Annotated in this window: 9 protein-coding genes; 7 read left to right on the forward strand and 2 right to left on the reverse strand. The window is 35.4% G+C overall.

Going from position 1 to position 12,144, the window contains the following annotated elements; genetic code table 11:
• The first annotated feature begins 95 nt into the window (after positions 1-95).
• Positions 96-1,628 carry a Re/Si-specific NAD(P)(+) transhydrogenase subunit alpha gene (pntA, locus tag A9G30_RS08950; protein ID WP_065580163.1) on the forward strand — a complete coding sequence of 511 codons (1,533 nt, stop codon included), beginning with the start codon at positions 96-98 and terminating at the stop codon, positions 1,626-1,628.
• Positions 1,629-1,643: 15 nt separating this feature from the next.
• Positions 1,644-3,035: a Re/Si-specific NAD(P)(+) transhydrogenase subunit beta gene (gene pntB, locus A9G30_RS08955; RefSeq protein ID WP_065588715.1), complete on the forward strand. Its 1,392-nt coding sequence runs from the start codon at positions 1,644-1,646 to the stop codon at positions 3,033-3,035.
• A gap of 240 nt (positions 3,036-3,275) precedes the next feature.
• Here the strand turns inward: pntB and fabR are convergent, their stop codons facing one another.
• On the reverse strand, positions 3,276-3,920 hold the full coding sequence (fabR, locus tag A9G30_RS08960; protein WP_065588716.1) for an HTH-type transcriptional repressor FabR: 645 nt from the start codon (positions 3,918-3,920) through the stop codon (positions 3,276-3,278).
• Between the two features lie 38 nt (positions 3,921-3,958).
• Complete coding sequence (gene oxyR, locus A9G30_RS08965) at positions 3,959-4,885, reverse strand: DNA-binding transcriptional regulator OxyR (protein WP_065566849.1); 927 nt, start codon at positions 4,883-4,885, stop codon at positions 3,959-3,961.
• A 490-nt stretch (positions 4,886-5,375) separates the two neighbouring features.
• Here oxyR and pcnB point away from each other — a divergent pair, with 490 nt between their 5' ends.
• The 5 genes from pcnB to apaH all read left to right on the forward strand — a co-directional run bounded on the left by pcnB (position 5,376) and on the right by apaH (position 12,097).
• The gene (gene pcnB / locus A9G30_RS08970) at positions 5,376-6,650 is read left to right on the forward strand and encodes a polynucleotide adenylyltransferase PcnB (protein ID WP_065588717.1); all 1,275 of its coding nucleotides are present in this window, start codon (positions 5,376-5,378) and stop codon (positions 6,648-6,650) included.
• 75 nt (positions 6,651-6,725) lie between these two features.
• Positions 6,726-9,089 carry an LPS assembly protein LptD gene (lptD, locus tag A9G30_RS08975; protein WP_065588718.1) on the forward strand — a complete coding sequence of 788 codons (2,364 nt, stop codon included), beginning with the start codon at positions 6,726-6,728 and terminating at the stop codon, positions 9,087-9,089.
• Positions 9,090-9,170: 81 nt separating this feature from the next.
• Positions 9,171-10,484: a peptidylprolyl isomerase SurA gene (gene surA / locus A9G30_RS08980; RefSeq protein ID WP_065588719.1), complete on the forward strand. Its 1,314-nt coding sequence runs from the start codon at positions 9,171-9,173 to the stop codon at positions 10,482-10,484.
• Positions 10,477-11,274 carry a 16S rRNA (adenine(1518)-N(6)/adenine(1519)-N(6))-dimethyltransferase RsmA gene (rsmA, locus tag A9G30_RS08985; protein WP_065588720.1) on the forward strand — a complete coding sequence of 266 codons (798 nt, stop codon included), beginning with the start codon at positions 10,477-10,479 and terminating at the stop codon, positions 11,272-11,274. The genes surA and rsmA overlap by 8 nt, the downstream gene beginning before the upstream one ends.
• Positions 11,275-11,278: 4 nt before the next feature.
• A complete protein-coding gene (gene apaH, locus A9G30_RS08990; RefSeq protein WP_065588721.1) occupies positions 11,279-12,097 on the forward strand; it encodes a bis(5'-nucleosyl)-tetraphosphatase (symmetrical) ApaH in 819 nt (272 codons plus the stop codon).
• Positions 12,098-12,144 lie beyond the last annotated feature (47 nt).

Below are 12,144 nucleotides of genomic sequence, written 5' to 3' on the forward strand. Positions count from 1 at the left end.
TTTCTTGAATAAAAAATGGATTCCCTACTCGCACACAAAACTATTTATGCTAAAATCAATACACATTCAATAAACTAACATAAGGACGTAACGAAATGCATATCGGTATACCTAAAGAACGGTTAGCCAATGAAGCTAGAGTTGCCGCTACCCCTCAAACAATTGAGCAACTGTTAAAGCTTGGTTTTACAGTTTCTGTAGAGCAAGGCGCTGGACATGCTGCTCATTTTGAAGACCAAGCTTTTATTGATGCTGGAGCCACAATTCAAAATACGCAAGATATTTGGCAAAATGATCTCATTTTAAAATTTCATGCACCAACAGATGATGAAATTGCTTTAATGAAAGATGGATTAACACTCATCAGTTATATTTATCCAGCACAACACAAGGAACTATTAGAAAAATTAGCAACTAAAAATATTACTGTGATGGCAATGGACTGTGTGCCTCGTATTTCACGCGCACAATCTTTAGATGCATTAAGTTCAATGTCTAATATTGCTGGTTATCGTTCTGTTATTGAAGCGGCTAACCAATTCGGTCGATTCTTTACAGGTCAAGTTACTGCTGCTGGTAAAGTACCACCAGCAAAAGTATTAGTTATTGGCGCAGGGGTTGCTGGTCTTGCCGCAATTGGTGCGGCAGTGAGCTTAGGTGCAATTGTCCGTGCTTTTGATACCCGCCCAGAAGTTGCTGAACAAATTAACAGTATGGGCGCCGATTTTTTAGAGCTAGACTTTGAAGAAGAAGCTGGAACTGGTGATGGTTATGCAAAACAGATGTCAGCAGCTTTTATAGAAGCAGAGATGGCTTTATTTGCAGAACAAGCCAAAGATGTGGATATCATTATTACCACAGCACTCATTCCAGGTAAACCAGCACCGAAACTTATTTCTAAAGAAATGGTTGAATCAATGAAACCAGGCAGTGTTATTGTTGATTTAGCTGCGTTAACTGGCGGTAACTGTGAATTAACTAAACCCGGCGAAGTTTTCGAAACAGATAATAATGTAAAAATTGTTGGTTATACTGATTTAGCTAATCGTATGCCAGCTCAAGCATCTCAACTTTATGGGACTAACATTGTTAACCTATTGAAGCTGCTAGCTAAAGAAAAAGACGGAAACATTGATATTAACTTTGAAGATGTTGTTATCCGCGGTGTTACCGTTGTTAAAGATAAAGAAATTACTTGGCCAGCGCCACCAATTCAAGTATCAGCTCAACCACAGAAAAAAGTAGCTGAACCAATAGCCAAGCCAGAACCAAAACCAATGGATGTTCGTAAAAAATACGGTATTTTAGCTTTGGCTATTATTGCTTTCTTCTGGCTTGCTCATTCCGTTCCTGAAAGCTTTTTAGGTCACTTTACTGTGTTTGCGTTATCTTGTGTAGTTGGCTACTACGTAGTGTGGAATGTCACACATTCTTTACATACACCACTAATGTCGGTAACAAATGCCATTTCCGGTATTATATTAGTCGGTGCAATATTACAAGTCAGCGATGATAATGGCTTAACAACGGCAATTGCCTTTGTAGCTATTTTGATTGCTAGTATCAATATTTTTGGTGGATTCTTTGTTACCCAAAGAATGCTGAAAATGTTCCAACGTGATAAGTAAAGGAGAGCATAAATTATGAGTAATGGAATAATTCAAGCAGCCTATGTTATTGCTGCATTACTTTTTATTTTTAGCTTACGAGGTCTTTCTAACCAAGAGTCGGCCAAATCAGGAAATATCTACGGTATGATTGGCATGGCAATCGCCCTTATCGCAGCGGTTGCTAGTATCACTGGTGGACTACACTGGATAGTTATCGCTATGGTTATTGGTGCGGCAATTGGTTTATATTTAGCTCAAAAAGTTGAAATGACACAAATGCCAGAACTGGTTGCCTTACTTCACAGCTTTGTTGGCATGGCCGCCGTGCTTGTTGGTTTCAACAGTTTCTTAGATCCTCACATCCAAGATTTTAGCGGTGGTGAACTTAGTGTTCACTTAGTTGAAATATTTGTTGGTGTCTTTATCGGTGCTGTTACTTTCTCTGGCTCTGTTGTCGCCTTTGGCAAATTAAATGGTCGCATTAGTTCTAAACCGCTATCCATTCCAAACAAACATTATTGGAACTTAGCAGCAATTGTTGTTTCTATCATTTTAATGTTTAGCTTTGTTGAACTGAAAAGTGGTGCAGGTGCAACAATTAGCTTATTAGTTATGGCAATTATCGCTTTTGCTTTTGGCTTCCATCTTGTTGCCTCAATTGGTGGTGCTGACATGCCTGTTGTTATTTCAATGCTAAACTCTTATTCGGGTTGGGCTGCCGCTGCTGCAGGTTTTATGCTAGGTAATGATCTTCTTATTGTAACTGGTGCATTAGTTGGTTCATCCGGCGCAATTCTTTCATATATTATGTGTAAAGCAATGAACCGTTCATTTATTAGCGTTATCGCAGGTGGATTTGGTAGTGATGGTAATATAGCAAATTCATCTGATGAAGAACAAGGTGAGTACCGTGAAATGCAACCCGCTGAAGTTGCACAAACATTAAAAGAAGCTCGCTCTGTTATTATTGTTCCTGGCTATGGTATGGCTGTTGCGCAAGCACAAGGTGCTGTAAGTAATATTACAGAAAAACTACGAGCAATGGATATTGAAGTGAGATTTGGTATTCATCCTGTTGCAGGACGCTTGCCTGGACATATGAATGTGTTACTTGCGGAAGCCAAAGTCCCTTATGATATCGTCCTTGAAATGGATGAAATCAATGATGACTTCCCTGACACCGATGTCGTTTGGGTTATTGGTGCAAATGATACTGTTAACCCAGCAGCAGAAGAAGATCCAAATAGTCCAATTGCTGGCATGCCAGTTCTTGAGGTTTGGAAAGCAAAAACGGTAATTATTTCTAAACGATCAATGAATACCGGTTATGCAGGTGTGCAAAACCCACTATTCTTTAAAGAAAATAGTTATATGCTATTTGGCGATGCGAAAGATAGCGTTGAGAAAGTACTACAAAACCTTTAATTAATCGCGGCAAATATTACTGTGGCGCTTGCCACAGTAATAACCGAAAAATAAGCTTTTGCCGCCTATCTACAAACTTAAATGCTAGAAATTCATACCATTAATATTAATTAAATTAAATAGTAACTAAATTAGCAAAATAATATTAACCTTTTCTGTTAGTGCCAACTAAGCAAATGATTTATTTAGTTAAAATAATTTTAGAAAAATACAGGTTTCATGTATGAAATAGCCTTTCTGCTAACAGTTATCTTTTTTAATTTGTTCTTTATGATAAAGATAATAAGCACCTCGAGATACCATTCGAAGTTGGAAAATAAGATCTTCAATTAATTTTTCACGCTGCACCAAATCAAAATCAATCGCTTCTGCACCCGCATTAAATGCAATAGTGACCATCGCTTCGGCTTGAGCTTCGTTATAATGATGAGGCATTTGGTTGGCATCATCAAGATAATCGACAAGCTCTACAATAAAGTGTTGAATTTCTCGAGCAATAGCAGAACGAAAAGCTGCTGACGTCCCCGCTTTTTCGCGAAGAAGTAATAAAAAGACTTTTGGGTTTTTATCAATAAATTCAATAAATGTGGTGACTGATGTCCGTAATACGCTACCGCCTTTTTCAATACGTTTACGCGCTTGGCGCAACAATTGACGAAGCGTTAAGCCACTTTCATCAACCATGGCTAAACCCAACTCATCCATATCACGAAAATGCCGATAAAATGAAGTAGCGGCTATTCCTGCTTCACGCGCTACTTCTCGCAGGCTTAAACTAGCAAAACCTTGCTCTGCATTAAGTTGATTAAATGCGGCTTCGATTAAAGTACGACGAGTTCTTTCTTTCTGTTGAGCTCGAACACCACCAGTCTTGATATTTTTCATCTAATAGCTCAATTCTGATATTCCTACATCCTCAAATATTAATTTGCTGATTTCAATAATTGCTCTTTTTCAGCAAGTACTTTTGGCATATGCTCACGGATAGTCTTAGCTATTGTTTCATAGCGAGAGCGTAATGGTGAACCAGGACGATAAATCAAAGTAATACTACGTGATGGCACTGGGTCTGTACAAGGGATATAACAGATATTATCACGAATTCGCTCATTAGGCGCAGCAAGCTCTGGAAATAAAGTAATACCACGACCCGCAGAAATCATACTCCTAAGCGTTTCAAGACTAGTCGCTTTGAACTGTTTATCTTCATCAATGCCAACTTGAAAACAATACCCCATTGCGTGATCACGCAAGCAGTGGCCATCTTCTAACATTAAAAATTTATGTCCTTTTAAGCCAGATAATTTGATGGTCTTTTTATTTGCTAGCTCATTATCAGATCGAACAGCTAAAAACATCGGTTCCTCAAATAAAGGCAATTCAATAAATTGAGATGTCTCTTTAACTTGCGCAACAATAGCACAATCAAGTTTACCACTTTCTAACTGAGCAACAATGCTAGCCGTTTGTGCTTCATGTAAGTAAAGTTCTAATTTTGGAAAAGATTCATGTAAAACGGTAATAACATGAGGTAAAAGATAAGGCGCTATGGTAGGAATTAATCCGATATGCATCGGTCCTGACATTTCTTCACCTTGACGGCTTGCCATTTCTTTTAGAATTTGAATATTACGCAAAATCTCTTTAGCCTGTTCAACTAGCATCATACCTGTTTGTGTAAATAATACTTTGCGGCTCGTACGTTCTAATAACATTACGCCTAATTCATCTTCTAATTTTCTAATTTGGCCACTAAGAGTTGGTTGACTCACATTGCAAGCATCTGCTGCTTTACGAAAATGGCGAAATTCAGCTAACGAAACAAAATATTCCAAATCACGAATATTCATAATATCCCCAATAAGTTATTAGTTAATGGTATATACTCAAATAGCTTCCATATGTAAGATTAATAGCATTAAAAATGCGCGTTATAATTTCTTAAACTATAATGCTTTATAAATAATATCCTACGAAACAAATAAACAAGAAGAAGTTCTGAGTATAGTTTTATTTCATCTTAATCAGTTAGTCAAAAACACTAACCAAAGCAAAACGAAATTTGTCGTTTTTAATTAGGTATTACTAATATTACTATATTAAGTACTATTGTTGATAATTATGTTCAAAAAATCAAATATAATATTTAAATCATTTTGGAAAAATCATTTTATTGAGAGAAAAACATCAATTTTAAGAAACATGGAAACTTATTAGCAATTGCGATATAATCACGCACTATAACTATTTTTAAGCCAAGATACTTTTTTGAGGTGTGCTATTTTTAAACAAGTTTCACGTTTTTATCAAAAGTTTTTCCGTCATGAAGATAAACAGAAAATGGGCTATGTGTCCATTCCACGTAATGAACATACTATATCCCGCAAAGAAATTAGTGAAAATGCATTAAAAGTCCTTCATCGATTAAATAAACAAGGGTATGAAGCTTATTTAGTAGGTGGATGTATTAGAGATCTCATTTTAGGCAAAACACCAAAAGATTTTGATATCACGACTAATGCAACGCCCGAGCAAATTCAGAAGCTTTTCCGTAACTGTCGTCTAGTGGGAAGACGATTTCGCCTTGCTCATATTATGTTTGGCAAAGAAATCATTGAAGTTGCGACTTTTCGTGGAGATCATGCGTCCCAAGAAGGACAAACTAATATATCTAAACGTTCACAATCAGGCATGCTGTTACGAGATAATGTGTACGGAACCATTGAACAAGATGCAATTCGCCGCGATTTTACCATGAATGCCCTTTATTATAGTATTAATGATTTCACTTTACGTGATTATTGCGGAGGATTGAAAGATTTACAAAAAGGTATTATTCGATTAATCGGCGATCCACAGACTCGTTATCGAGAAGATCCTGTTAGAATGTTAAGAACTGTTCGTTTTGCTGCTAAATTAAATATGGCAATTGAACCAGCTACTGCTGAACCAATTAAATACCTTGCACCTTTATTAAAAAATATTCCATCTGCTCGGCTTTTTGATGAGTCTCTTAAACTATTACAAGCAGGCAATGGCTACAAAACTTATGAACTACTGAGAGAATATTGTCTTTTTGAGCAATTATTTCCGATTATTGGGCGGTTTTTTACCAATAATCAAAATGGTTACCTAGAAAAAATCATTGCGCAGGCTCTAAAAAATACCGATTATCGTATTGCCAACAATAAACGGGTCAACCCTGCATTTTTATTCGCTGCATTTTTCTGGTACCCAATTATTGAGCAAACACAAGCAACCTGCGTTGAAAGTGGCTTACCATTCCATGATTCATTTTCGATGACAATTAACGAAGTGCTAAGTGAACAATGCAAAAATATTGCCATACCTCGACGTTTTACCTCTACAATGGGAGATATTTGGCGCTTGCAGCTACGTATGAAAAAACGAGAAGGTAAACGAGCATTTGTTATATTAGAACATCCTAAATTTCGAGCAGCTTATGATCTGTTAGAAATGCGAGCCTCAATCGAAAAAGGGGAACTCTTAGAACTGGCTAAATGGTGGGATGAATTCCAATACTCTTCGGTAGAAAAAAGAATATTGATGGTAAAACAACTTAATAAAATCAATAAACGCAAAGTGAAACGTTAATTTTTAATTCGCACTTTTATAAATAATCGTTATAATGTTGAAATTAAAATAATCATAATAATTTTATAATCATTGATGAAAAAATTAACGCCTTCTCTTATTGCACTAACCATCACTATTTCTTCGTATAACAACGCTAGTTATGCTATAGATTTACCGAAAGCTGTTAGCAATAATCCTCAATGCCTTATAGACGTACCAAGGTTTGATCGCCCTTTAGTCAATGGAAATATAAATACCTTACCAGTCAATGCTGAAGCTAATCAATTCGAAGCGATTTACCCAAATATTGCCATATATCAAGGTGAAGTATTTATTGAGCAAGGTAACCGCACAGTTCAAGCAGACAAAGTAACAATTGACACCAATGATGATGATAATCGAACTGTAACATTAGAAGGAAATATTAATTATCAAGATAATTTGATAAAAATGAAAGGCGAGAATGCATCAATGAATCTCAATAACAATGATGCCAATATGAGCCCAAGCCAATATCACCTTGTTAATCGACTTGGTCGTGGTAATGCTGATCAGATGAATCTTGAAAAGAACCGCTATGTTATTTTAAAAAATGGTAGTTTTACATCTTGTCCTGTTAATGATAGTACATGGAATATTAAGGGAACAACGGTTATTCATGACAATGAAGAACAGCTACTAGAAGTTTGGAATGCGGTATTTAGTATTGGTAAAGTCCCAGTTCTATACTCACCTTATTTACAATTACCAACTGGTGATAAACGCCGTTCTGGATTATTGATGCCTAATTTTGGCTATGACAGTATTGATGGCATTGATTTTTCAATACCAATCTATTGGAATATTGCGCCAAATTATGATGCAACTTTTACGCCCAGAGTTTTACAAAAACGAGGTATACAATTACAAACAGAATTTCGTTATTTAAATGAAATAGGTTTAGGCACACTTGCCTTTTCTTGGTTACAACATGATAGAAAATATGACGAAGATAGAAAAAATCATTTTAATGGCAACAATTATGATGACAATAAACATCGTTGGTTATTCCATTGGAAAAATGAAGAATTAATTAACTATAATTGGCGTTTCTATACTGATACAACGCGTGTCAGTGACAATCAGTATCTTACCAATCTAAACTCTAAATATGCATCTCAAACTGCTGGCTACTTAACACAGTTCTATAAAATTGCTTATAATGACGAAAGTTGGGATCTTACGCTAGGCTATAAGCATTTTCAGCCATTTCACTCTGAATTAAAAAATTCACTTTACCAAACCGAGCCACAATTAGATATTAGTTATTATAATAATGATTTGGGACCTTTCAAATTTAGAGCATTTTCTCAACTATCCCGCTTCTTGACATCGGGTCGAAAGAAACCTAAAGCATGGCGAGCACATCTTGAACCAACGCTTAATTATACTTTAACCAATTCTTGGTCATCATTAGCTACCGAAGCGGGTTTTATGGCTACTCACTATAAACAAGATAATATTAAAAATTATATTGATCAATATAAAGATTTAGATAAAAACGTAAATCGTTTTTTACCTAAATTTAGTATTGACGGTAAAGTCATCTTTGAACGGGATATGCCTTATCTCCATAACTATACTCAAACCTTAGAACCACGAGTAAAATACATCTATATCCCATATCGGAAACAATCAAATATTTGGGCATATGATTCCACTATACTGCAATCAGATTATATTGGCTTATTCAGAGATCAACCTTATAGTGGTCTAGATAGAATTGCTTCAACTAATAAGATATCAACGGGTGTAACAACACGAATTTATAATCAAAATAAAGTTGAAAAATTCAACTTATCAATTGGACAAATTACTTATTTTACCAAATCGAAAACGAGCGAACACAATAATGGTTTAGACGAAAACTCTGATACTGGCAGTATTACGTGGGCATCAGATAATTTTTGGCGCATAAGTGATGATATAATCTTTAGAAGTGGCGTCCAGTATGATACTCGAATTGATACCATTTCATTAGCCAATACAACTTTTGAATATCGCCCTTCTGCAGATAAGTTAGCACAATTATCTTATCGCTACGCAAATCGTAACTATATTGATACTGTTGATAAAAATTCTGCTTATAGAGGTTACAAACAAGATATCTCCCAAGCAGGAGTGATGACAGCGTGGCCATTATCACAAACAGTCGGCGCTGTTGGATCGTATTATTATGATGTAAAATTAGGACAATCCGCAGATGGTTTTGTCGGATTACATTATAGTGATTGTTGTTGGGGAACAACAATACAGTATGGTAGAAAATTAACAGATTGGAACAATACTTCTCGTAGAAGCAAATATGAAAATAAATTGTCTATTAATTTCGAATTGCAAGGATTAGGCAACAATCGAGACACCAAAGCCAAAATGCTAAATTTCGGAAAACTACCATATACAACAACATTTGAATAAGATATTTCTGTAAAATAATAGATAACCAATAAATTTATTGCAAGCAGTAAATGTTACAACAACAAAATGAGTTGAGTGAAGATGAAATTATTAAAACTATTTATCGCTTTAAACCTAAGCGTAAGTTTAGGTATTTTAACGCCATTGTCTGCCAATGCTGCACCTAAAGTTGTAGAGCAAGTTGCTGCAATTGTAAATAATAACGTTATTTTAGAAAGTGACGTTAATGACATGTTAAAAACAATTAAAGCTAGTACCGATTCTAGAAACTTACCCAATGATAAGGTGCTCAGACAACAAATCATTGATCGTCTCATTATAGAAAACCTAATTTTACAAAAAGCAGCTAAAGCTAAAATCACTGTTAGTGATGACGAGGTAACTAGTGCTATTAGCAGAATCGCTGCCCAAAATGGTATGACTATCGATCAGCTTCGAAGCAAGTTGTCAACAATGGGGATCAGCTATGGAGCGTATCGTGAAAGAATCCATAATGACATGTTGATTGAAGAAACACGAATGCATGAAGTAAGACCAAGAATCAAAGTTTCAGAAAAAGAAGTTGATAACTTAGCTAAAAACATTGCTCGTCAACCAACTAATAATATTGATGTAAAAATTAGCCATATTTTGATTTCTATTCCAGAAAGAGCATCAAAACAACAAATAGATAATGCAACAAATAAAGCACGGGATATTATTAATCGAGCTCAAAAAGGGGAAAATTTTGCTAAATTAGCCACTTCATATTCAAACGATGATCTTGCTTTAAAAGGTGGTAGTATGGGGTGGCGTAAACTTAATGAGTTACCGACTATTTTTGAAGAACGCTTAATACGTGCAGCAAAAGGCAGTATTATTGGCCCTATCCGCTCTGGCGTGGGTCTGCATATTTTAAAAGTTGATGATACACGTTCAGAAGCACCAAAAACAATTACAGTTCAAGAAGTAAATGCTCGTCATATTTTGATTAAAACAAATGTGTTAGTCACAGACCAAAATGCAAAACAAAAACTTACTGATATTCGTAAATCAATTACTAGTGGTGCAACAACTTTTGAAGCAGCTGCTAAAGCTAATTCTGAGGATACAGGTACAGCGAGCAAAGGGGGAAACTTAGGTTGGAACCGTCCTGAGATTTATGATAGCGGTTTTAGAAATGCACTAGCTCAATTAAAAAAAGGGGAAATAAGTCAACCAATAAAATCATCTTATGGTTGGCATTTAATCGAATTAATCGATACAAGGCGGATTGATGGGAAGAATGCCATGGAAAAAGCACAAGCTTATCAACTTATTTTTAATCGTAAATTTGTTGAAGAGGCCCAAGTGTGGATTCAGGAAATAAAAGGTGATGCCTATATTAAAATTACAGGTGAAGATAAACATGAATAGCCGTGTTCATCAAGGGCATTTTGCCCGCAAGCGATTTGGGCAAAACTTTTTACATGATAATTATATTATCGAAAATATAGTTGCAGCTATACAGCCCAAAAAAGAGCAGGCTCTAGTCGAAATAGGCCCTGGCCTTGCAGCATTAACTGTACCTATAAGTCAATGTGTTGATCATTTAACAGTTATAGAGATCGACAGAGATTTAGCCAACAGATTAGTGGGAAACCCACTATTGAAAAATAAACTAACTGTCATTGAACAAGATGCACTGACCTTTGATTTTAATCAGCTAGCTGAGCAATTAGACAAACCATTAAGAGTATTTGGAAACTTACCTTATAATATTTCAACACCTTTAATGTTTCATTTATTCGAATATGCAAATATCATTACTGATATGCATTTTATGCTACAAAAAGAAGTAGTAACTCGCTTAGTTGCCGCTCCTAATAGTAAAGATTATGGTAGATTGAGCGTCATGGCTCAATATTATTGTCAGATCATACCTGTTCTTGAAGTTCCACCAACATCATTTAAGCCAGCACCAAAGGTTGATTCAGCTGTTGTTAAATTAATTCCTTATAAAGAAAAGCCTTATATTGTTAATGATATAAAAATACTTTCTCGTATTACGATGGAAGCATTTAATCAACGACGTAAAACTATTCGTAACAGTTTAAGCAACATGTTTACTGCTGAACAGCTAGAGGATTTAAATATTGATCCAAGTTTACGTGCTGAAAATTTAACAGTTCAACAATATTGTCAACTTGCAAATTCATGGAATTAACAGTATGGCAAACTTACTTATTGGCGATATTCATGGTTGTTATGATGAGTTTATGCGAGTGCTTGAAAAAGCAAAATTCTCATCATCAGACACCTTATGGCTAACAGGTGATCTCGTTGCCAGAGGACCAAAATCATTAGATGTCCTAAGGTTTGTTAAACATAATGGCAATCAAATTCGATTAGTATTAGGTAATCATGACTTACATTTATTATCAATTTATGCAGGTGTTACTGTTTCTAAAAAGAAAGATAATCTTGAATGCGTAATTAATGCGCCTGATTTTGATGAATTAATGAATTGGCTACGTAAACAACCATTGGTTCAAATTGACGAGTCACTAAAACTAATTATGGCTCATGCTGGTATTTCACCACAATGGGATCTTGAAACACTAAAAAAATGTGCCAATGACTTGAACGTTATGTTATCTAGTGACTCTTATGCCTTATTCCTTGATAAAATGTATGGTAACTTTCCTGATGAATGGTCACCTGAACTAAAAGGTTTAGATAGACTGCGCTATATTGCTAACGCATTAACTCGTATGCGTTTTTGCTATGAGGATGGTCGCTTAGATTTTTATTGTAAAAAGTCGCCAGAGCAAGCACCTTCAAAGCTTAAACCTTGGTTCTTATTATCAAGTAAAATTCCAAAAGAATATAGTATTGTTTTTGGGCATTGGGCTGCGTTAAACGGAAAAGGCACCCCTGAAACCATTTACGCACTTGATACAGGGTGTTGTTGGGGCGGAAAATTAACATGCTTACGATTTGAAGATAAAAAATATTTCAAGAAACGTAATATTGAAACAAAAAGTTAAAGTTACTACTAAAAAGGACCAATTATGATGTCTACTTTATCTGTCAT

Source organism: Gilliamella sp. Fer4-1 (assembly GCF_001690515.1).
Classification (GTDB): domain Bacteria; phylum Pseudomonadota; class Gammaproteobacteria; order Enterobacterales; family Orbaceae; genus Gilliamella; species Gilliamella apicola_C.

Excerpts from the sequence above, each read along its gene's own strand:
- pntA (WP_065580163.1), top strand. The coding sequence starts at position 96 with ATGCATATCGGTATACCTAAAGAACGGTTAGCCAATGAAGCTAGAGTT.
- fabR (WP_065588716.1), bottom strand. The coding sequence starts at position 3,920 with ATGAAAAATATCAAGACTGGTGGTGTTCGAGCTCAACAGAAAGAAAGA.
- apaH (WP_065588721.1), top strand. The coding sequence starts at position 11,279 with ATGGCAAACTTACTTATTGGCGATATTCATGGTTGTTATGATGAGTTT.
- pcnB (WP_065588717.1), top strand. The coding sequence starts at position 5,376 with ATGGGCTATGTGTCCATTCCACGTAATGAACATACTATATCCCGCAAA.
- pntB (WP_065588715.1), top strand. The coding sequence starts at position 1,644 with ATGAGTAATGGAATAATTCAAGCAGCCTATGTTATTGCTGCATTACTT.
- surA (WP_065588719.1), top strand. The coding sequence starts at position 9,171 with ATGAAATTATTAAAACTATTTATCGCTTTAAACCTAAGCGTAAGTTTA.
- lptD (WP_065588718.1), top strand. The coding sequence starts at position 6,726 with ATGAAAAAATTAACGCCTTCTCTTATTGCACTAACCATCACTATTTCT.
- oxyR (WP_065566849.1), bottom strand. The coding sequence starts at position 4,885 with ATGAATATTCGTGATTTGGAATATTTTGTTTCGTTAGCTGAATTTCGC.
- rsmA (WP_065588720.1), top strand. The coding sequence starts at position 10,477 with ATGAATAGCCGTGTTCATCAAGGGCATTTTGCCCGCAAGCGATTTGGG.